This is a genomic window from Bradyrhizobium sp. CCBAU 51745 (assembly GCF_028128715.1).
In the GTDB taxonomy this organism is placed as follows: domain Bacteria; phylum Pseudomonadota; class Alphaproteobacteria; order Rhizobiales; family Xanthobacteraceae; genus Bradyrhizobium; species Bradyrhizobium manausense.
The window spans coordinates 228,130-247,866 of sequence record NZ_LBJP01000001.1; the positions used below are offsets into that span (position 1 = coordinate 228,130).

The 19,737-nt window shown below is 63.1% G+C and carries 18 protein-coding genes; 12 read left to right on the forward strand and 6 right to left on the reverse strand.

The window, feature by feature from the left end; all coding sequences use genetic code 11:
- Positions 1 to 117 precede the first annotated feature (117 nt).
- From XH98_RS01070 to XH98_RS01085, 4 genes are all read left to right on the forward strand, one after another.
- Positions 118 to 1,782, forward strand: a complete 1,665-nt coding sequence (locus tag XH98_RS01070) for a methanol/ethanol family PQQ-dependent dehydrogenase (protein WP_271617510.1) — start codon at positions 118 to 120, stop codon at positions 1,780 to 1,782.
- A gap of 21 nt (positions 1,783 to 1,803) precedes the next feature.
- Positions 1,804 to 2,160, forward strand: coding sequence for a c-type cytochrome (locus tag XH98_RS01075; protein ID WP_271617731.1), 357 nt, complete (start codon positions 1,804 to 1,806; stop codon positions 2,158 to 2,160).
- Entirely contained in the window at positions 2,157 to 3,095 is a 939-nt protein-coding gene (locus XH98_RS01080; protein ID WP_271617511.1) for a substrate-binding periplasmic protein, read from the forward strand. The genes XH98_RS01075 and XH98_RS01080 overlap by 4 nt, the downstream gene beginning before the upstream one ends.
- A 183-nt stretch (positions 3,096 to 3,278) precedes the next feature.
- A complete protein-coding gene (locus XH98_RS01085; RefSeq protein ID WP_271617732.1) occupies positions 3,279 to 3,704 on the forward strand; it encodes a hypothetical protein in 426 nt (141 codons plus the stop codon).
- 47 nt (positions 3,705 to 3,751) lie between these two features.
- Here the strand turns inward: XH98_RS01085 and XH98_RS01090 are convergent, their stop codons facing one another.
- Complete coding sequence (locus tag XH98_RS01090; protein ID WP_271617512.1) at positions 3,752 to 4,720, reverse strand: helix-turn-helix domain-containing protein; 969 nt, start codon at positions 4,718 to 4,720, stop codon at positions 3,752 to 3,754.
- A gap of 515 nt (positions 4,721 to 5,235) precedes the next feature.
- Between XH98_RS01090 and xoxF5 the strand changes: the two genes are divergently transcribed.
- The 7 genes from xoxF5 to XH98_RS01125 all read left to right on the forward strand — a co-directional run bounded on the left by xoxF5 (position 5,236) and on the right by XH98_RS01125 (position 13,092).
- On the forward strand, positions 5,236 to 7,038 hold the full coding sequence (xoxF5, locus tag XH98_RS01095) for a lanthanide-dependent methanol dehydrogenase XoxF5 (RefSeq protein ID WP_271617513.1): 1,803 nt from the start codon (positions 5,236 to 5,238) through the stop codon (positions 7,036 to 7,038).
- A gap of 112 nt (positions 7,039 to 7,150) precedes the next feature.
- Positions 7,151 to 7,639 carry a c-type cytochrome, methanol metabolism-related gene (locus XH98_RS01100; RefSeq protein ID WP_271617733.1) on the forward strand — a complete coding sequence of 163 codons (489 nt, stop codon included), beginning with the start codon at positions 7,151 to 7,153 and terminating at the stop codon, positions 7,637 to 7,639.
- Between the two features lie 61 nt (positions 7,640 to 7,700).
- Complete coding sequence (locus XH98_RS01105) at positions 7,701 to 8,810, forward strand: S-(hydroxymethyl)glutathione dehydrogenase/class III alcohol dehydrogenase (protein ID WP_271617514.1); 1,110 nt, start codon at positions 7,701 to 7,703, stop codon at positions 8,808 to 8,810.
- A gap of 30 nt (positions 8,811 to 8,840) precedes the next feature.
- Complete coding sequence (gfa, locus tag XH98_RS01110; RefSeq protein ID WP_057750896.1) at positions 8,841 to 9,404, forward strand: S-(hydroxymethyl)glutathione synthase; 564 nt, start codon at positions 8,841 to 8,843, stop codon at positions 9,402 to 9,404.
- 603 nt (positions 9,405 to 10,007) lie between these two features.
- Positions 10,008 to 10,460: a (2Fe-2S)-binding protein gene (locus tag XH98_RS01115; protein ID WP_271617515.1), complete on the forward strand. Its 453-nt coding sequence runs from the start codon at positions 10,008 to 10,010 to the stop codon at positions 10,458 to 10,460.
- Position 10,461: 1 nt separating this feature from the next.
- Positions 10,462 to 12,774 carry a xanthine dehydrogenase family protein molybdopterin-binding subunit gene (locus XH98_RS01120; RefSeq protein ID WP_271617516.1) on the forward strand — a complete coding sequence of 771 codons (2,313 nt, stop codon included), beginning with the start codon at positions 10,462 to 10,464 and terminating at the stop codon, positions 12,772 to 12,774.
- A 54-nt stretch (positions 12,775 to 12,828) separates the two neighbouring features.
- Entirely contained in the window at positions 12,829 to 13,092 is a 264-nt protein-coding gene (locus XH98_RS01125) for a hypothetical protein (protein WP_271617517.1), read from the forward strand.
- An 88-nt stretch (positions 13,093 to 13,180) separates the two neighbouring features.
- Here XH98_RS01125 and XH98_RS01130 read toward each other — a convergent pair whose 3' ends face one another.
- The 5 genes from XH98_RS01130 to XH98_RS01150 form a co-directional block, all read right to left on the reverse strand.
- Positions 13,181 to 14,905, reverse strand: coding sequence for a methanol/ethanol family PQQ-dependent dehydrogenase (locus XH98_RS01130; protein WP_271601469.1), 1,725 nt, complete (start codon positions 14,903 to 14,905; stop codon positions 13,181 to 13,183).
- A 110-nt stretch (positions 14,906 to 15,015) separates the two neighbouring features.
- A complete protein-coding gene (locus XH98_RS01135; RefSeq protein ID WP_271617518.1) occupies positions 15,016 to 15,666 on the reverse strand; it encodes a QcrA and Rieske domain-containing protein in 651 nt (216 codons plus the stop codon).
- 264 nt (positions 15,667 to 15,930) lie between these two features.
- Complete coding sequence (locus XH98_RS01140; RefSeq protein WP_271617519.1) at positions 15,931 to 16,395, reverse strand: group III truncated hemoglobin; 465 nt, start codon at positions 16,393 to 16,395, stop codon at positions 15,931 to 15,933.
- 267 nt (positions 16,396 to 16,662) lie between these two features.
- The gene (locus XH98_RS01145; protein ID WP_271617520.1) at positions 16,663 to 17,514 is read right to left on the reverse strand and encodes a 3-hydroxybutyryl-CoA dehydrogenase; all 852 of its coding nucleotides are present in this window, start codon (positions 17,512 to 17,514) and stop codon (positions 16,663 to 16,665) included.
- 258 nt (positions 17,515 to 17,772) lie between these two features.
- Positions 17,773 to 19,194: a carbohydrate porin gene (locus XH98_RS01150; protein WP_271617521.1), complete on the reverse strand. Its 1,422-nt coding sequence runs from the start codon at positions 19,192 to 19,194 to the stop codon at positions 17,773 to 17,775.
- A gap of 184 nt (positions 19,195 to 19,378) precedes the next feature.
- Between XH98_RS01150 and XH98_RS01155 the strand changes: the two genes are divergently transcribed.
- The gene (locus XH98_RS01155; protein WP_271617522.1) at positions 19,379 to 19,723 is read left to right on the forward strand and encodes an ArsR/SmtB family transcription factor; all 345 of its coding nucleotides are present in this window, start codon (positions 19,379 to 19,381) and stop codon (positions 19,721 to 19,723) included.
- Positions 19,724 to 19,737 lie beyond the last annotated feature (14 nt).

A 19,737-nucleotide genomic window follows, 5' to 3' on the forward strand; every position in this document is an offset into this window, starting at 1 on the left:
GATCTCCTGCGTCCAACATATCGGCAGCGCAGTTTCGACTTTCGTATTGACGTGTTTTGCTTTCGGGCGGAGTGTTGCAATCGCAGCGTCAAAAGACGCGCATATTGGGAGGAACGGATGAAACGCCTTGCGATGGCCGCGAGCCTCGTCATATCCGCATGCTCGGTTGCGAGCGCACAGACGACCGATCAACTGGTCAAGGGTGCAACCGATACGTTGAACGTTCTCAATTACGGGATGGGCTACAATCTTCAGCGCTTCTCGACGCTGAACCAGATCAACAAAGACACCGTCAAGAATCTCGTCCCGGTCTGGAATTACTCCCTCAACGACGATCGCAGTGAGGAATCGCAGCCGCTGGTCTACCAGGGCGTGATCTACGTCACCTCGCACAACGCGACCATGGCGGTCGAGGCCAAGACCGGCAAGCAGATCTGGAAATCCAAGATCGAATATCCGGCCGAGACACCGCGCATCGTCTGCTGCGGCATCATCAATCGCGGCGCGGCGCTGTTCGACGGCAAGCTGTTCCGCACCACGCTCGATGCCAACGTCATCGCGCTCGACATCAAGGACGGCAAGGAGCTGTGGCGGCAGAAAGCGGCCGACATCAAGGAAGGCTACTCGATGACGGTGGCTCCGCTGGTTGCCGACGGTGTCGTCATCACCGGCATCTCCGGCGCCGAATTCGGCACCCGCGGCTTCATCGACGGCTGGGATCCGGCGACGGGCAAGCACCTCTGGCGCACCCACTCGATCCCCTCGCCGGACGAGCCCGGCGGCGACACCTGGAAGGGCGACACCTGGAAGCTCGGCGGCGGCTCGACCTGGATCACGGGGTCCTATGATCCGGAACTGAACACGGTCTATTGGGGCATCGGCAACCCCGGCCCGTTCAATTCGGCCGTGCGCCCCGGCGACAATCTCTACACCTGCTCCGTGCTGGCCATGGATCCCAAAACCGGCAAGATCAAGTGGCACTACCAGTTCTCGCCGAACAACCCGTTCGACTATGACTCGGTGGCCGAGATGGTCCTCGCCGACATGAATGTCGAGGGCAAGCCGACCAAGGTGCTGATGGATGCCAACCGCAACGGCTTCTTCTACGTGCTCGATCGCACCAACGGAAAGCTGCTCGCTGCCAATCCATATGTGAAGGTGAATTGGGCGACCGGCGTCGACATGAAGACAGGCCGTCCGATCGAGACCGACGTCGTCAAGGATGCCCGTGACGGCAAGAAGGTCACGGTCTATCCGTCGATCCTCGGCGGCAAGAACTGGGAGCCGATGTCGTTCAACCCGCAGACGGGCCTTGCCTACGCCAACACGCTCGCCTTCGGCGGCAGATACAAATCGGAGCCGGTCACCTTCAAACAGGGTGAATGGTATCTCGGCATGGACCTGACCGATCCCTGGGAATGGGGTGACGGCGCGCGCGGCCATCTGAAGGCGATCGATCCGATGACCGGCAAGGCGAAGTGGGAGGCGGCCAGCGACATCCCGCGCTTCTCCGGCGTGCTGTCGACCGCGGGGGGCGTCGTCTTCACCGGCGCGCTGACCGGCGAGTTCGAGGCCTTCGACGCCGACAGCGGCAAGAAACTCTGGCAGTTCCAGACCGGCTCCGGCATCGAGGGACAGCCGGTGACCTGGCAGCAGGACGGCGTACAGTACGTCGCCGTCACGAGCGGCTATGGCGGCGTCTACTCGCTGTTCTCCGGCGACGAGCGGCTGGCCAAGGTGCCGCCCGGCGGCTCGCTCTGGGTCTTTGCAGTGAAGCAGTAACGGCAAGACCCGTTGCAAGACATCTTGAGAGACACAGCTCACAGGACGGTGGCGAGGATCGCCACCGTCGCGGTACTGACGGTCGCGCTTGCGGCGACCGTCCGTGCCGCGGATGATTCGAACGGCAATCCGCTGCAGGCGCAGATCGACCACGGCAAGTCGACCTATGCCGAAAAATGCTCGCACTGCCACGGCCCCAACCTGATGAACTCCGGCACCATCACGCCGGACCTGCGCGCCTTCCCTGACGACAGGACGCGCTTCGTCACCACCGTGAAGAACGGCAAGAACAACAAGATGCCGCCCTGGGGCGATATCTTGAGCGACGATGACATCAGCAATCTCTGGGCCTTCATTTCGAGCCGGAGGAAGCCATGAGACACCGGCTAGCGGCGCTCGCGCTCCTGACGATCATCGCGGCTGCGGCGACGGCAGCCTCGACGTCAACTCGGGCCGCCGATCCCCTCTCCATCTGTCTCGACGAGGACCACCCGCCGCTCTCGGCGCATCACAAGGGCAGGCCGGACTCAGGCTTCGACGTGCTGCTGGCGCAGGCGATCGCGGACCGGATGGGGCGGCCGCTCAAAATCCAATGGTTCGAGAGCAAACTGGATGAGGATTCGAGCCCGCAGCTCGAGGCCAACGCACTGCTCTCCGACGGGCGCTGCTCCCTGATCGGCGGCTACGCGCTGACGACGGACTCGCTCGTCAAGCCGGGCGTGCCAACGGCGCGCCTGCCGGATTTTGCCGGCGCCACGCGCGACGACCGCCGCCGCCGCGTCACACTCGGCGTGCTGGCGCCGAGCAAACCTTACCTCTATTCGCCGATGACCGTCGTCCTCGGCCCGAAGGCGCGCGAGCGCAAGATTGCTGACATCGGCGATCTCGCCGGGCTTCGCCTCGCGATCGAGAGCGGCTCTCTCGGCGATGCCATCCTGATGACGTTCGACAAGGGACGGCTGATCGACAACATTAGCCATCTCGTCCCCGGCCGCGATGACCTTCTGGGCGCGCTCAATCGCGGCGATTATGACGCGACCCTGATCGACCTCGCCCGCTACGACGCCCATCGCGCCGCGCATCCTGATACGGCCATCGCCGCCTCCGGCTATTATTATCCGGTCGGCGCCAATCGCGGCTATGTCGGGCTTGGCAGCGATCCCGACTTGATCGAGGCCGTCAACAAGGCGCTGGCGGATCTCGCCGCCGAGGGCAGGATTGCCGAACTCGGCAAGCAGGCCGGCCTGACCTATCTGCCGCCACGCGAGCCGGCGATCCTCGGCGATGTCTGGACGAAGATCATTCAGCGGTGAGGTGGCCGCCGCCCGTGCCACCACGTCACCGGTGTCATGCCCCGGCTTGACCGGGGCATCCACTACGCCGCGGCCTATGGACTCAATCACACCATCTCTGGAATACTGGATCGCCCGGTCAAGCCGGGCGATGACAGCGAGGATGTGGTGCGGCCGTCGCCCCACACGCAAGAGGCCGAGCGCATGAAACCCGATGCTGTCGCCGTCGCAGCCCTGGTCATCCTGCTTTTTCCGATGGGCTATTTCCTGCTGGCCTCGCCCGCATTCCTGCTGGTGAAGCTGGACATTCCGCCCGTCACGCAGCTGCTGCGCGGGATGTTCAACATCCAATTCAGAATGATGGCTGTGACCGGCGTCCTTGCGACCGCGGCTTTCCTCGTCGCAGGTCGGCCGCTTTTCGCCACCGGCATCGGCTTGATCGCGGCTCTCGCGATCCGGGGACGCGGCTGGTTCATGCAACGGATGGACGAAGAGCTCAGCGCCAGGGATGCCGGCGACACTGGGGCCGTGCGCCGACTACGCCTGTTGCATTGGAGCGGAATGCTCTGCAACGCAATGCTGGTCGCGGCGCTCGTGACCAGCATTCCCTACGTCGCTATGTCGAGTTGAGCAGGCCGGCCTACGGAAAACCGCTTCACACTTTTCCGGATCATGCTTTAGGTTTCGCCTGCCACGATGGCACCTTGCTGCGCCTTGTGGATCGATGACGGCACCACGCCGAAATATTTCCGGAATACGCGGCTGAAATGCGATGAGCTGGAGAAGCCCCAGGAGAATGCGACGTCGGTGATGGTCTTGCCGCCGTGGGCTTCGAGCTCCTGACGGCAGTTCTGCAGGCGCGCCTGCCAGATGTAGTCGCTCACCGTGGTGCCGCGCTCCGAGAACAGCATGTGCAGATAGCGCTTGGAACAGCCGAGCTCGGCGGAAATCTGGTCGATGCACAGATCGGGATCGCGCAGATGCTCGCGGATGAAAAATTGGGCACGCACATACATCGCCTCGGGCCCGACCCGATCGAACATCGTGTCGGCTTCGCGCAGCGGCAGCAGCAGCAGGTCGATCAGCGAATCGGCAACGCCGACCGCGGTGTTGGCCGACAGCTTCGCCGCCTCGTCGAACGTGGCATGGACGAAATCATGGGCGATCCGCCCGGTACCCGTCTTCGCCGACAGCTTGCAGGCCTGCATGCGCTGTGACGGGAAGCCGCGATCGCGCAAAAGCGCTTTGGGCACGATCACCACGTCGTGGCGCGTGAAGGCGGGGCTGACGATCAAATGCGGACAGGAGACGTCATAGGCGATGATGTCGCCCGGGTTCAGCTCGATATGGCGGCCTTCCTGCTCGAAGTAGGACACGCCATAGGTCTGGAAGTGAATCTTGATGTACGGGTGTTCGTTGGCCTTGGCCCGCGCGAAACTGTGCGCGATGCGATGCTGGCTGACTTCGATCTGACAGAGCTTCAGCCGCGAGACCGTCGTGTAGTCGATGCGCCCTTCGAGCGAGGATGCCTCCAGCGGATCGACATCGAAATGACCACACAGATTTGTCAATCCGTCCACCCAACTCTGGATCTGCCGCTTGGGCGTCAGTCCCGTCGTCGAGAGCGTGTGAATTGTGTCGGACATTAATCCAGCCACTGGTGATACCCGGAGATCCCATGCGAATCGCGGCCAGCGCCTGCTGAAGCCCTCAGCCATGATTGCGTGACGTTTACCTCAAATTTGGGCGGTCTTTTGAAACGAGCGCCACGTTCCATCGCCACCCTTGACGGTTAATCCTCCGCCTTAGTTGCACCGCCGTCAAGGGGAACCTGAGCGTTCAACAGAGCGCCGCATCGCATCGAAGCCGCTGAATTCGCTACCGCAAAATCAAAAACTTTGCGTTCGTGCGCTGTCGAGCAAAGCGGGTTCACTCTTGGGCAAGTTTCCCGTTGGCGAAGTCGTTAGGAATTGCAGCAGGAACAAAAAGAACGGGCCGCGCCTGCACGTGGACCCGTAGCTCTCATCAGGAGGAGGAAACAGCACAGCATCGTTTCTGGTCCCCCGCGTGACCGCCCTGCACGAGCAGACGCCGGACGAGAAGCCCGGTGATTAAGCAAATGCTTCGGAAACAATAAACGAGACCAACGGAGGAAATGACTATGCGCAAGGTGCTACTGGCGACCTTTCTTGGCTCCGCGGCGGCTCTCGCCGTCGGGAACGCGTCGGCCAATGACGAGCTGAACAAGATGTCGCAGAACCCGAAGGACTGGGTGATGCCGACCGGCGACTACGCCAACAGCCGCTACTCCAAGCTCAATCAGATCAACGCTCAAAATGTCGGAAAGCTTCAGGTCGCCTGGACCTTCTCGACCGGCGTGCTGCGCGGCCACGAGGGCGGGCCGCTGATCATCGGCAACATCATGTATGTCCATACGCCTTTCCCGAACAAGGTCTACGCTCTTGACCTTTCCAACGAGAACAAGATCGTCTGGAAGTACGAGCCGAAGCAGGATCCGAACGTGATCCCGGTGATGTGCTGCGACACGGTCAACCGCGGCCTCGCATTCGGCGACGGCAAGATCTTCCTGCACCAGGCCGACACGACCCTCGTCGCGCTCGACGCCAAGACCGGTCAGGTCGCATGGACCGCCAAGAACGGCGACCCGAGCAAGGGCGAGACCGGAACCTCGGCCCCGATGGTTGTCAAGGACAAGGTGCTGATCGGTATCTCCGGCGGCGAGTTCGGCGTTCAGGCTCACATGAGCGCCTACGACATCAAGACCGGCAAGCTGGCCTGGCGCGGCTATTCCGAAGGCCCTGATGACCAGATCCTGGTCAACGACAGCACCACCGCACTCGGCAAGCCGGTCGGCAAGGATTCGAGCCTGAAGACCTGGCAAGGCGATCAGTGGAAGATCGGCGGCGGCGCCACTTGGGGCTGGATTTCCTACGACCCCGAGCTGAACCTGATCTACTACGGATCGGGCAACCCCTCGACCTGGAATCCGAAGCAGCGCCCCGGCGACAACAAATGGTCGATGACGATCTGGGCACGTAACCCGGATACCGGCGCTGCGAAATGGGTCTATCAGATGACGCCCCATGACGAATGGGACTATGACGGCGTCAACGAGATGATCCTCTCGGATCAGTCGATCAACGGCCAGGCCCGCAAGCTGCTGACGCATTTCGATCGTAACGGCCTCGGCTATACGCTCGATCGCGCAACCGGCGAGCTCCTGGTCGCCGAGAAGTACGATCCGAAGGTGAACTGGACCTCCGGCGTCGACATGGACAAGAACTCGCCGACCTATGGTCGTCCGAAGGTGCTCGACGCAGCTTCGACCGACAAGGCGGGTGAGGACCACAACGTGAAGGGCATCTGCCCGGCCGCGCTCGGCACCAAGGACGAGCAGCCGGCAGCCTACTCGCCGGACACGCAGCTGTTCTACGTTCCGACCAACCACGTCTGCATGGACTACGAACCGTTCAAGGTGAGCTACACCGCGGGCCAGCCCTATGTGGGTGCGACGCTCTCGATGTATCCGCCGCAGGGCGATACCAACATGGGTAACTTCATCGCCTGGGACGGCAAGACCGGCAAGATCGTGTGGTCGAACAAGGAGCAGTTCTCGGTCTGGTCGGGTGCGCTCGCAACCGCCGGCGGCGTGGTGTTCTACGGTACGCTCGAAGGCTATTTGAAGGCGGTCGACGCCAAGACCGGCAAGGAGCTCTACAAGTTCAAGACTCCCTCCGGCATCATCGGCAACGTCACCACCTATGAGAACGGCGGCAAGCAGTATGTCGCAGTGCTCTCCGGCGTCGGTGGCTGGGCCGGTATCGGTCTTGCAGCAGGTCTGACTGATCCGACCGCGGGCCTTGGCGCGGTTGGTGGCTACGCGGCTCTCAGCAACTACACGGCACTCGGCGGCACGCTGACCGTGTTCTCGCTGCCCAACTAGCCTCTGTTCAGTATCGCTCCGGCGCGTGGATCAATTTCCACGCGCCGGCTCGTCTCCACCGGATGCCTTCGAGGAACATCTCTTGCGTAGAATCTGCTCTGTCATTGCTCTGATGATCTTCGTTGCGTCCGGAGGAATTGCTGTCGCGGACGGCTCGGGCGATCCGGCCGCCGTCAAGCAGAACGAAACTGGCGAATGGCTCGATAAGGACGGGAATCCGACCTTCAAGGTCAACGGCGACTCCGTCGACTGGTATACTTATTCCGGATACCGCCGCTATCACTCGGACTGTCACGTGTGCCATGGCCCTGACGGCATGGGCTCGACCTATGCGCCCGCACTGAGGGATTCGCTCAAGACGATGAGCTATGGCGATTTTCTCGGCGTTGTCGCCTCCGGCCGCAAGAACATCTCGACCGCTTCGGAGAACGTCATGCCGGCCTTCGGCGATAACCCGAACGTCGCCTGCTACATGGACGATCTCTATGTCTATCTGCGCGCCCGCTCCAACGACGCCTGGGGCCGTGCCCGTCCCGGCAAGCATGAGGACAAGAACGACGCCTATACCAACAATGAAGACTCGTGCATGGGCAAGAAGTGAACGTTTGCAGCCGATCTGAGACTTACGTCTTGGCATCCTGCGAGAATTTGAGGAGTTACCGATGAAGACACGTGCCGCCGTCGCTTTCGAAGCCAAAAAACCGCTCGAAATCGTCGAGGTCGATCTGGAGGGGCCGAAGACCGGCGAAGTCCTGGTCGAGATCAAGGCGACGGGCATCTGCCATACCGACGCCTATACGCTCGACGGTTTCGACAGCGAAGGGATATTCCCGTCGATCCTCGGTCACGAGGGCGCCGGCATCATCCGCGAGATCGGCGCGGGCGTCACCTCGGTGAAGCCGGGCGATCATGTCATTCCGCTCTACACGCCGGAATGCCGGCAGTGCAAAAGCTGCCTGAGCCAGAAGACCAATCTCTGCACCGCGATCCGCGCGACGCAAGGCAAGGGCGTAATGCCTGATGGCACCAGCCGCTTCTCCTACAAGGGCAAGCCGATCTACCACTATATGGGCTGCTCGACCTTCTCCAACTACACGGTGCTGCCGGAGATCGCGGTGGCGAAGATCCGCGAGGATGCCCCCTTCGACAAGAGCTGCTACATCGGCTGCGGCGTCACCACCGGCGTCGGCGCCGTGGTGAACACCGCGAAGGTTACGCCCGGTTCCAACGTCGTCGTGTTCGGCCTCGGCGGTATCGGGCTGAACGTGATCCAGGGCGCCAAGATGGCCGGCGCCGACAAGATCATCGGCGTCGACATCAACGACTCCAAGGAGGAATGGGGCCGCCGGTTCGGCATGACCGACTTCGTCAATCCGAAGAAGCTCACCGGCGACATCGTCCCGCATCTCGTCACCCTCACCGACGGCGGTGCCGACTACACCTTCGACTGCACCGGCAACACCACAGTGATGCGCCAGGCGCTGGAAGCCTGCCATCGCGGCTGGGGCACCTCGATCATCATTGGCGTTGCCGAAGCCGGCAAGGAGATCGCCACCCGTCCGTTCCAGCTCGTCACCGGCCGCAACTGGCGCGGCACCGCCTTCGGCGGCGCCCGCGGCCGCACTGACGTGCCGAAGATCGTCGACTGGTACATGAACGGAAAGATCCAGATCGATCCGATGATCACCCACACGCTCAAGCTCGAAGACATCAACAGGGGCTTCGACCTGATGCATGAGGGCAAATCGATTCGTTCCGTCGTCGTGTTCTAGCTCAAGCGTCACCCCAAGGAGGATCGACCCATGACTGTTGCACTCCACCCATCGATCGATAACGGCGTCAAACAAGGTACCGGGCACTTTGCCGGCGGCACGCTCGTCTGCAAATGCAGCGATCATCAGGTCAAGGTCGGCGTCAAGGGCGACGTCGCCCACAACCATGCCTGCGGCTGCACCAAGTGCTGGAAGCCGCAGGGCGCGACCTTCTCGGTCGTCGCCGTGGTGCCGCGCCAGAACGTCACCGTGCTCGAGAACGGCGACAAGCTCCAGGTGGTGGATCCCTCCGCGGTGATCCAACGCCACGCCTGCAAGGCCTGCGGCACGCACATGTACGGCCGCATCGAGAACAAGAACCACCCGTTCTATGGTCTCGACTTCATCCATCCCGAGCTGTTCCAGGAGCAGGGCTGGCAGGCGCCGCAATTCGCCGCCTTCGTCTCCTCCGTCATCGAATCCGGCGTGAAGCCCGAGCAGATGGCCGGCATTCGGTCGCGGCTGAAGGAAATCGGGCTCGAGCCCTATGACTGCCTGTCGCCGGCACTGATGGATGCGATCGCCACCCACGTGGCGAAGGCCAAGGCCGCCTGACAAGGCCACCTGACGATGTCCCTTCCGCTCGCTGGTCCGCCAGCGAGCGGGATGGGCGCGGCTCGGATGATCGCGGCCATCCAGCCACCAGTGCACTTGTGCATGCGCGCGTTCCGCTCCCTCAGTCCTGGTCTCTGAATGACTGCGCGGTGCCGCCCTCTTCGGTCTTGAAGTCAGCGCGGCCCAGCGATTCTCCCTCCCTCGACTGAGGACGACTGCTTCGTCCGCCCAGTCCCTCTGGCGGACGAAGCTTTTTTCTCTCTTCGATTTTGCGATCGCCGTCGCGCGAGCCGTCGCCGCGCCCTGCTTTTGACAAACCCCGATGCAATCTGTTCACGTCAAGGATACCCGGCCGTGAACGCCGGTCCGGCGCGTTTCCTGCTACGGTCGCGTCGTCACGATGCCGCACGAGTCCAATCAAACAAGAACAAGACGGGAGGTATCGAGCACTTCAGGACATTTCGATTTGCATTCCAGCTTCCTGCCGGGACCTGCCCAGGTGGGATGACGAGCCGGAATGCGGTCATACGACGCTACGGACATTGCGCCGACCGAAACCGGCAATGTCGAAATCAGCAAGCTTATGAAGAGCGAGGGACGATCATGATCAAGGTGAAGATCAACGGCCAGGAACAGAGCTGGGACGGCGACCCGGATCTCCCACTACTCTGGTTCCTGCGCGACGAAGCCGGGCTCACCGGCACCAAATTCGGCTGCGGCCAGGCGCTGTGCGGTGCCTGCACCGTCATCGTCGACAAGGAGGCGGTGCGCTCCTGCATCACCTCGATCGACGACGTCGCGGGGCGCGAGGTTACCACGATCGAGGGGCTGCATCCGAGCGGAGATCATCCCGTCCAGAAGGCCTGGCGCCAGGTCAACGTCCCCCAATGCGGCTTCTGCCAGGCCGGCCAGATCATGCAGGCCGCGGCCCTGCTGATGGACAATCCCAAGCCATCGCATGACCAGATCCGCGAGGCGATGTCGGGCAACATCTGCCGCTGCGGCTGCTACCAGCGTATCGAAAACGCCGTCCACCTCGCGTCGACGGGAGTGTGACATGAATTTCATCGACAATCCCGGCAAGCTCCGTGGCTTCGACAAGAACATCAAGGTCGAGAAGGTCTCGCGCCGCAGCATCCTGAAGGGGCTCGGCATCACCGGCGGCTTCGTGCTCGCCGCACCCGTGATGACGCGTCAGGCCTTTGCCTATGAGACCGGCGCCGGCAACATGCCGCATGGCGTCGTCGTCGATCCGCGCGTCTTCGTCGCTGTCGCGCCTGACGGCACCGTCACCATCCTCGCTCACCGCTCCGAGATGGGCACCGGCGTGCGCACCAGCCTGCCGCTGATCGTGGCCGAGGAGATGGAGGCCGACTGGTCCAAGGTCAAGGTCGAGCAGGCCCATGGTGACGAGGCCAAGTTCGGCAACCAGGATACTGACGGTTCGCGCAGCACCCGGCACTATCTGATGCCGATGCGCCAGATCGGCGCCTCCGCCCGCATCATGCTGGAGCAGGCCGCGGCCAAGCGCTGGAACGTGCCGGCGACCGAGGTCAAGGCGGTCAATCACGAGGTCGTCCACCGCACCAGCGGACGCAAGCTTGGCTTTGGCGAGCTGGCTGCCGATGCCGCCAAGGAATCGGTGCCGGCTGTCGAAGGCCTCAAGCTGAAAGACCCGCGGGATTTCCGCTATCTCGGCAAGGGCCAGGTCAGCATCGTCGATCTCCACGACATCACCACCGGCAAGGCCCGCTACGGCGCCGACGTTCGGCTACCAGGCATGAAATACGCCGTGATCGCGCGCCCGCCGGTCACCGGCGGCAAGCTCACCTCATTCGATCCGGACGCGGCGCTGAAAGTGCCCGGCGTCGAGAAGGTGCTGAAGGTTCAAGGCTGGCCGTGGCCGTCGAAATTCCAGCCGCTCGGCGGCGTCGCGGTGATCGCGCGCAACACCGGCGCCGCGATCAAGGGCCGCGACGCGCTGAAGCTGGTCTGGGATGACGGCGCCAACGGCAAATACGACTCGGTCGCCTACCGCAAGGAGCTCGAGGAGGCCGCGCGCAAGCCGGGCCTCGTCGTGCGCCAGGAGGGTGACGCTGACGCCGCGTTGAAAACCGCCGCCAAGGTCGTAACAGGCGAATATTATCTGCCGCATCTCGCCCATGCCAGCATGGAGCCGCCGGTCGCGGTCGCCGACGTCAAGGGCGACAAGGCGGAGATCTGGGCGCCGGTGCAGAGCCCCGGCGGCACCCGCGAGGATGTCGCCAAGACGCTCGGCATCCCCGAGGCCAATGTCACCGTCAATGTCACGCTGCTCGGCGGCGGCTTCGGCCGCAAGTCGAAATGCGACTTTGCGCTGGAGGCTGCGCTGTTGTCGAAGGAGCTCGGCGTACCGGTGAAGGTGCAATGGACGCGCGAGGACGACCTCCATCACGACTTCCTGCACACCGTCTCGGTCGAGCGGATCGAGGCCGGCCTCGACAAGGACGGCAAGGTGATCGCCTGGCGTCACCGCAGCGTGGCGCCGACCATCGCCTCGACCTTCGCGGCGGGTGCCAACCATGCGGCGTCGTTCGAGCTTGGCATGGGTCTCGTCGACATGCCGTTCGAGATCGCCAACATCTCCTGCGAGAATCCGGAAGCTGCGGCGTTCACTCGCATCGGCTGGTTCCGATCGGTCTCGAACATCCCGCGCGCCTTCGCGGTGCAGTCCATGGTCGGCGAGATCGCCAATGCGACCGGCCGCGACCAGAAGGAGACGCTGCTCGCGCTGATCGGCAGCCCGCGCATCGTCAAGCCCAATGTCAAGGACCTCTGGAACTACGGCGAGCCCTATGACAGCTACCCGATCGACACCGCGCGCCTGCGCAAGGTGGTCGAGCTGGTTGCCGAGAAGGGCGAATGGGGCCGCCAGGTCCCGAAGGGCCACGGGCTCGGCATCGCCGTGCACCGCAGCTTCGTCAGCTATATCGCGACCATCGTCGAGGTGGCCGTCGACGAGAAGGGCAAGCTGACGGTGCCGCGGGTCGACACCGCGATCGACTGCGGCACCTATGTCAACCCGGAGCGCATCGCCTCGCAGATCGAGGGCGCCGCGATCATGGGCCTGAGCCTCGCCAAATATGGCGCTGTCACCTTCAAGGACGGCAAGGTCGAGCAGAAGAATTTTGACGACTTCCAGGTCATCAGGATGGATGAATCCCCTGCCGTGACCAACGTCCACATCGTGCCGCCGGGACCTGACACGCCGCCGAGCGGCGTCGGCGAGCCCGGCGTGCCGCCGTTCGCACCGGCGCTGATGAACGCGATCTTCGCGGCGACCGGTAAGCGCATCCGCGCGCTTCCGATCGGCAAGCAACTGGAGGCGTAACGGAACAGAAGCGGCCTCGCGCCGTTTCTCATCGATCTGACAGGGAGCAGATCGATGACCAACATTCCAAGGGCGCTCGCAGTCTCGCTGCTGTCGAGCGCCTTTCTTTTGACCGCTGCCGCGGCGTTCGCGCAGAGCAGCAACACCACGCCGCCGACCACGGCGACGCGCCCCACCGCGCCGGACCAGAGCTCGCTGCCCAACGCCGGCGCCCCACCCGCCTCGACCACCCAGACGACCGGGCAGACGCCCAGCGACCCGAAGGTCCGGGAGATGAATCAGAAAGCCAAGGATAAGGTCGAGCGCGAGGGGAAGTAGCTCCGAGCCCGCGCAAAATGCGGCGGACGTTGCCGTCCGCCGCATTTGCCCCCTTGTCGCTCCGCGTCTCTCGATCCGCCTGCGGAGCTTATTTCTTCAGCGCGAACACCCAGATCACGCCGCCTTGCGGCACGTTGGACTCGATGCCGATATTGTTGGTCGCGAGCGCGTCCTGGATGCGCTGCGCGTCGACGCCCCAGCCCGACTGGATCGCGATGTATTGCGTGCCGTCGATCTCATAGGACATCGGCATGCCCATGATGCCGGAGTTGGTCTTCTGCTCCCACAACAATTCGCCGGTCTTGGCGTTGAAGGCGCGGAAATTGCGGTCGTTGGTGCCGCCGGCGAAGACGAGATCGCCTGCTGTGGCCGTGACCGATCCGAACATCTGCGACTTCGGGAAGTCGTGCTGCCACACCTTCTTGCCGGTTGCGGGATCCCAGGCCTGGAGCTCGCCGAAATGATCGGCGCCGGGCTTGGCCTTCAGGCCGATGTCTTCCGGCTTGGTGCCGAGCCAGAGCTCGCCGGGCTTGAGCGGGATCTTCTCGCCGGTGAAGCCGCCGCAGAAATTCTCGTTGGCTGGCACGTAGACGAGGCCGGTCTTCTGGCTGTAGGCCGCCGAGGGCCAGTCCTTGCCGCCCCACAGCGACGGGCAGAACTCGACGCGCTTGCCGACGACGGGCTTGTGCGCGGGATCGACGATCGGCTTGCCGTTCTCATCGATCCCCTTCCAGACGTCGGTGGAAACGAACGGCCAGCCGGCGACATAGTTGATCTTGGTCGGCGTGCGCTCGAGCACCCAGAAGATGGCATCGCGACCCGGGTGGATCAGGCTCTTGATGCTGCGGCCGTCGCGCTGGAGATCGACCAGCATCGGCGCATCGACCTCGTCCCAGTCCCAGGAATCGTTCTGGTGGTACTGGTGATAGGTCTTGATCTTGCCGTTGTTGGGATCGAGCGCGAGCACCGACGATGTATAGAGATTGTCGCCGGGATGCATCTCGCCGGGCCATGGCGCCGCGTTGCCGACGCCCCAATAGATGGTCTTGGTGTCCTTGTCGTAGGTGCCGGTCATCCAGGCCGAGCCGCCACCATTCTTCCAGTCGTCGCCCTGCCAGGTGTCGTGGCCGGGCTCCCCTTCACCCGGAATGGTGAAGGTGCGCCACAGCTCCTTGCCGGTCTTGGCATCGTAGGCGGCGACATAGCCGCGCACGCCGAACTCGCCGCCAGAGCCGCCGACGATGACCTTGCCGTCGACGATCAGCGGCATCAGGGTCATGTACTGGCCCTTCTTGTAGTCCTGCACCTTGGTGTCCCACACCACCTTGCCGGTCTTGGCATCGAGCGCGACGACGTGGTCGTCGGTGGTGGCGAGATAGAGCTTGTCCTCCCACAGGCCGACGCCGCGGCTGGTCGGATGCAGCTGGAACAGATCGTCGGGGAGCTGGCGCTTGTAGCGCCAGTATTCGTCGCCGGTCTTCGCGTTCAGCGCGATGACCTGGCCCATCGGGGTTGCCACGAACATCACGCCATTGTTGACGATCGGCGGCGCCTCATGGCCTTCGACCACGCCGGTGGCGAACGTCCAGACCGGCGTCAGGTTTTTCACATTCGAGGTGTTGATCTGGTCGAGCGGGCTATAGCCCTGTCCGTCATAGGTGCGGCGATAGAGCATCCAATTGCCGGGTTCCGGATTTTCCAGGCGTTGCTGGGTGACGGGCGCGTAATTCTCGATCGGGCCGGCGATGGCGGCGGTCGAGACGACACATGTGAAGGCGACGAAGCCCGACAAAAACCACTGCCTTGTGCTCATGGACGTTTCCCCTTTTGAATTCTTGTGAATTGAATTTTTGTCGTTCGTCTCGTCGCCCGCTCGTTGGCGGGCGCGACCTGTTGTGGCGCGCGGGCGCGACCCGCGGCGTGTCATCCGGGCTGCGCGCCACCTATCTTTCCGATGAAGGGAGCGGCGACGGTGAGCGAACCTTCGCTCAACGACAGCGGCAGTGCCGCGAGGCGTCGCGGCGCGGGTCCGAACACGACCTGGGCGCCCTGGCGTGGATCATATTCGGAGTTGTGGCAGGGACACTTGAAGACGGTCATGTCGCCTCCCTGATCCGCCTTCACCCATTCGGAAACCGGACAGGCGGCATGCGCGCAGACCGCCGAATAGGCAACAATACCGTCGGCTGCGCGTGCGCGCGTGGTCTCATCGAGCTCGTTCGGATCGAGCTTCACGACAAGAATCTCGTTCAGGCGTGAGCCGCTGCGGACGACAGAGGTCTTTGGATCCTTCGGCCAGGCGCGAACCGGAGGACCGCCGAGCTTGAGATCATCCGGCTTGACGAGCTGACCTTCGTTGTCGCCTTCGGAGAGAACGAGCAAATCGCCCTTCTGCGGCCGCTCGTCCGAACCGGGCGCATCCTCGCCCGCGCGCACCGGTGCGGAACAGCCAAGACACGCGGTGGTGGCGAGCGCACCGAGCAGCAGCGTTCGCCGCGTTTGCTCCGCGCAAGATTCAGATTCCGCAATGTTGTCGGAGGATGACGATGCGATGTTGGATGATGCATTCGACATGCACGCTAGCAGGCGCTGGAACTCTGCCGAAATGAAGGCGAAGAATTGGCGCCGCAGTGCATCAATATGGCTTTGCTCGCTTTGAGCGAACACGATTGTACGCATTCAAAAGCATTTTGCCGCTGCAACATCATGCCACGCGACCGGCATGACGATTTTGCAGATCAGACCGATGATGCGGGAATTGGTGCGACGCGCCGTTAGCCGCGCGATGCGACTGCGATACGGTTCAACTGCACGTCTATCGAGCAGGCATTCTGTATTTCAGGACCTAAGCACGTGGCGCGGCGCGGCGATGCGACCGGCGATCGTCGCCGAAGCCATCTCAAAGCTGTCGGCGATACGACGTGCCCTGTCGATGAACAGGCCGGCTGCCGGCGGCGGGCAGACCTCGCGCGCGGTCCGCTCGAACAGGTCGAGCCAGCGGTCAAAATGATCGCCGACAAGGCTCAGCGGCATATGCGCCCGCATCGGCGAGCCGTGGTAGCGACCGCTCATCAGCACCACCGAGGACCAGAAGTCCTTGAGCTTGGCGAGATGCTCGTCCCAATTCTGCACGATCGCGAAGACAGGCCCAAGCAATGCGTCCTCACGCACGCGGCCGTAGAAACGGGTCACGAGTTCCCCGATCATTTCCTCGGTGATCCCGGTGCGCTCGATCGCATCCTGGGTCAAGAGGTTCCGCCGCGCGGCCGCCGCCTCGCGCTCGGCCTTCAGTCGATCCGACATTGTTTGTTTTCCGTTTCGTTGTTCCCGCGATCCGCGTTCCCGCGATCCGCCCGTTCGACATTGTCAGGCCAATTGCGCGCGACGTCTTTGTCCCGGCGCAAATTGCGGGGTTGAGCGGCGGGCATTTCGGCCTGGCGCCTGCTCCTCGATCAGTATCGTAGGCGGGCAAAGGCGCGCTTGCGCCGTGCCCACAACTCTCTCTCATCGCGACAAATGCGTGGGCACGCTTGCGCTTTGCCCACCCTACGGCAGCGTCTTTGTTCGCGATCACGCGCCGTAGCTGTAAAAGCCCTGCCCGGTCTTGCGGCCGAGATGGCCGGCATCGACCATTTCCCTGAGCAAGGGGGCCGGACGATATTTGGGATCGTTGAAGCCCTTATAAAAGACCTCCATCACCGACAGCATGGTGTCGAGGCCGACGAGATCGGCCAGCGCCAGAGGCCCGATCGGATGGTTGCAGCCGAGCTTCATGCCGGCATCGATTTCTTCCGCGGTCGCGATGCCCTCCTGGAGCGCGAAGATCGCCTCGTTGATCATCGGGCACAGGATGCGGTTGACGGCGAAGCCGGGGCTGTTCTTCGCGGTGATGGCCACCTTGCCGACGCGCTGGGCGAAGTCGAGCGCCTTGGCGTGGGTGTCGTCGGAGGTCTGCAGGCCGCGGATGAGTTCCAGCAGCTGCATGACCGGAACCGGGTTGAAGAAATGCATGCCGATGAATCGATCCGGGCGATCGGTCGCGGCGGCAAGCTTGGTGATCGAGATCGACGAGGTGTTGGTCGCAACCAGCGTGCGCGGCGACAGCGTGGCGCAGAGGTCCTTCAGGATCTTGACCTTCAGCTCTTCGTTTTCGGTCGCGGCCTCGATGACGAGATCACAATCGGCTAGCTTGGCCCGATCAGTGGTGCCGGTGATGCGCTTGAGCGTCGCCTCGCGATCGGCCGCCGAGATCTTCTCTTTCTTGACCAGGCGCTCGAGGCTGCCGCCGACGGTCGAGATGCCGCGGTTCACCGCCGCATCGGAGATATCGACCATCACGACCGACAGCCCGGCCGCGGCGCAGACCTGGGCGATGCCGTTGCCCATGGTGCCTGCTCCGATGATGCCAACGGTATTGATCATGGAATGACGTCCTCTGGTTGAGCGGGCCCGGCCTATGGTGGCGCGCCCGGCTGGATGAATTTCGAGCCGCGGCGCCTCACCTGCTGCACCGCATCCAGTCTCTTCCTTAGCGCATCCGGGGCGAGAATAAAGCCGCCTTTCCTCCTCGACGAGGCATGATTTCGCGGTCTCGCGGCCCGATCGGCCCGAGTTTTGCGGCCGGTTTCGCCCCCTGGAATTGCCGAGGGCGCAGGTAAGGCCGGGCGCTCGTGAGCGCGCCTAGAATTTCAGCGTGGTCCGCAGCCCGAACACCGATGCGTTTCGCAGCGCCTTGCCGGCGAGCGGGCCGGACGGCAGCGTTGCGCCGCCGCCGGGATGAATGATGTATTGGAAATTCGGCTGAACCGTCCAGCCATCCCTGATTTGATATTGATAGACGGCGGTGAGCAATCCTTCAAAACTGCGGACCGGCCAATCCGGCGCGACAAGGGCCCGGTAGTCCGCGTCAAGCGCCTGGGCGCGCTTCGACACATGGGCGTAGCCCACAGCGATCCCGAACTTGTCGTCCGGACGCCGCCCGTCGAGACCGACGAACTCGACGCCACCATCGGCATAGAGATCAATCAGGTTGCGATCGGCCGGCGCGCCGGAGGCGCGGACAAAGACGCCGATGCCGCGATCGTCACTGTGAGGCACGCGATAGAGTTGCTGCTCGAAGACGGCCCAACCGCCGATATCGCCGGACAGCAACATCGGCGCGCCACTGCTCGCAGGCGCTGCGAGCGATACACCGTTGGACGCAAATCGCTGATCGGCGAATGCGCCCAGATGACGCCAGCCCCCGAACTTGATCTGGCCGGTAAGATTGGGATCGCCCTTCTTGTTGTTCCAGGCGTACTGAATCTGGCCCAGAAGCAGTGGCGGATCGTTGACGCGGAAATTGACGCCGTAGCGATTGCGTTGCTGGGGATCGCCCGGCCCGGGCCCCGCCTGGTCGCCGTCGAAGATTCCGCCGAGGACGGTGAGCTGGTCGGTGACGTTGACGAGAAGCCGCGCGCCCAGCGCAGCCAGCGGTGGCGACGGGCCGCCGCTCGGCAGGTCGAGCGAAGTGATCGCCGGCCAGCCCATCGAGGCGTTGGTGAGGACGTCGGTGTATTTGGTGTTGAAGAATTCGCTGTCGGCCGCGAGCTGGCCGAGCTTCAGCGAGACCTTCTTCTCTCCCCACTGCTTCTCGAAATAGGCCTCGTAGAGCCGGGTCGATGGCAGCGCCTCGATCCCGCTCACGACGAAGAAATTCTGCAGATTATCGCGCGACAGGCCGCCCCCGTGGATCTGGAACATGTTGGCGTGAAAGGTCAGCTTGTCGAGGCCGGCAAGCTTGTCGAGGTCGGCATCGACGGCGAGATTCAGACGACCCTCGTAGATCGCGCCCTGCTTGACGCCGCCGGAGGTGTTGCCCAGCACCTCTCCGATGTAAGTCGCCGCGAACTTCACCCCATATTTCTGCAGCGGGTTCGGCAACAGCCCGAGGGTTTTCTCCTCAACCGTACTCTCGCCCGTATCCGGATCGGCCGGCTTGTCGTCGTCAGTCTTCTTGTCTTCCTGGGCTAAGGCCTGAACGCCCGCCAGCAGATATCCGCCAGCCACGATGGCTGCCAGAATTCGCAAAGCTGCGCTTGAGGTCGATCGAGATCCGCTCATGCATGATGAGTGGGACACGTTCGAGACACAGATTCAAGAACAACCTCTTCAGGGAACCTTACCATCCGTGTGCGAGTGTTCAAAAGTATACGCTCGTCCACGAGTGTGCCGCGATCGGTGGCGTCCGAGACAAGTCGTCCGAATTTCAATTGACATTTGTTATTATTTCAATAATCGTTGAAATATGGAAAAGACAGATGCCGTCACGGCGCTCGCCGCGCTGGCGCAGGACAATCGTCTCGACGTCTACCGTTTGCTGGTTCAGGCCGGCCCCGACGGCATGACCGCGGGTGCGATCGCCGAAGCGCTGGATCTCGCGCCAAACACGTTGACGTTTCACTTCGACCGGCTGCGCATGGCCGGCCTTGCGACGGTGCGGCGCGAGGGACGCTCGATGATCTATGCGGCGCGGTTCGAGACCATGAACGCGCTGGTCGGCTTCCTCACGGAAAACTGCTGCGGCGGCGTGTCATGTGCAGCCGCCCCGTCTTCGAAACCCGCGCGAAAGCGCAGCAAGACTCCAGCCTGAAAGGACAGACCATG

Coding starts and splice junctions, on each gene's coding strand:
- XH98_RS01070 (WP_271617510.1), top strand. CDS start 118: ATGAAACGCCTTGCGATGGCCGCGAGCCTCGTCATATCCGCATGCTCG.
- XH98_RS01080 (WP_271617511.1), top strand. CDS start 2,157: ATGAGACACCGGCTAGCGGCGCTCGCGCTCCTGACGATCATCGCGGCT.
- XH98_RS01085 (WP_271617732.1), top strand. CDS start 3,279: ATGAAACCCGATGCTGTCGCCGTCGCAGCCCTGGTCATCCTGCTTTTT.
- XH98_RS01090 (WP_271617512.1), bottom strand. CDS start 4,720: ATGTCCGACACAATTCACACGCTCTCGACGACGGGACTGACGCCCAAG.
- xoxF5 (WP_271617513.1), top strand. CDS start 5,236: ATGCGCAAGGTGCTACTGGCGACCTTTCTTGGCTCCGCGGCGGCTCTC.
- XH98_RS01100 (WP_271617733.1), top strand. CDS start 7,151: ATGATCTTCGTTGCGTCCGGAGGAATTGCTGTCGCGGACGGCTCGGGC.
- XH98_RS01105 (WP_271617514.1), top strand. CDS start 7,701: ATGAAGACACGTGCCGCCGTCGCTTTCGAAGCCAAAAAACCGCTCGAA.
- gfa (WP_057750896.1), top strand. CDS start 8,841: ATGACTGTTGCACTCCACCCATCGATCGATAACGGCGTCAAACAAGGT.
- XH98_RS01115 (WP_271617515.1), top strand. CDS start 10,008: ATGATCAAGGTGAAGATCAACGGCCAGGAACAGAGCTGGGACGGCGAC.
- XH98_RS01120 (WP_271617516.1), top strand. CDS start 10,462: ATGAATTTCATCGACAATCCCGGCAAGCTCCGTGGCTTCGACAAGAAC.
- XH98_RS01125 (WP_271617517.1), top strand. CDS start 12,829: ATGACCAACATTCCAAGGGCGCTCGCAGTCTCGCTGCTGTCGAGCGCC.
- XH98_RS01130 (WP_271601469.1), bottom strand. CDS start 14,905: ATGAGCACAAGGCAGTGGTTTTTGTCGGGCTTCGTCGCCTTCACATGT.
- XH98_RS01135 (WP_271617518.1), bottom strand. CDS start 15,666: ATGTCGAATGCATCATCCAACATCGCATCGTCATCCTCCGACAACATT.
- XH98_RS01140 (WP_271617519.1), bottom strand. CDS start 16,395: ATGTCGGATCGACTGAAGGCCGAGCGCGAGGCGGCGGCCGCGCGGCGG.
- XH98_RS01145 (WP_271617520.1), bottom strand. CDS start 17,514: ATGATCAATACCGTTGGCATCATCGGAGCAGGCACCATGGGCAACGGC.
- XH98_RS01150 (WP_271617521.1), bottom strand. CDS start 19,194: ATGAGCGGATCTCGATCGACCTCAAGCGCAGCTTTGCGAATTCTGGCA.
- XH98_RS01155 (WP_271617522.1), top strand. CDS start 19,379: ATGGAAAAGACAGATGCCGTCACGGCGCTCGCCGCGCTGGCGCAGGAC.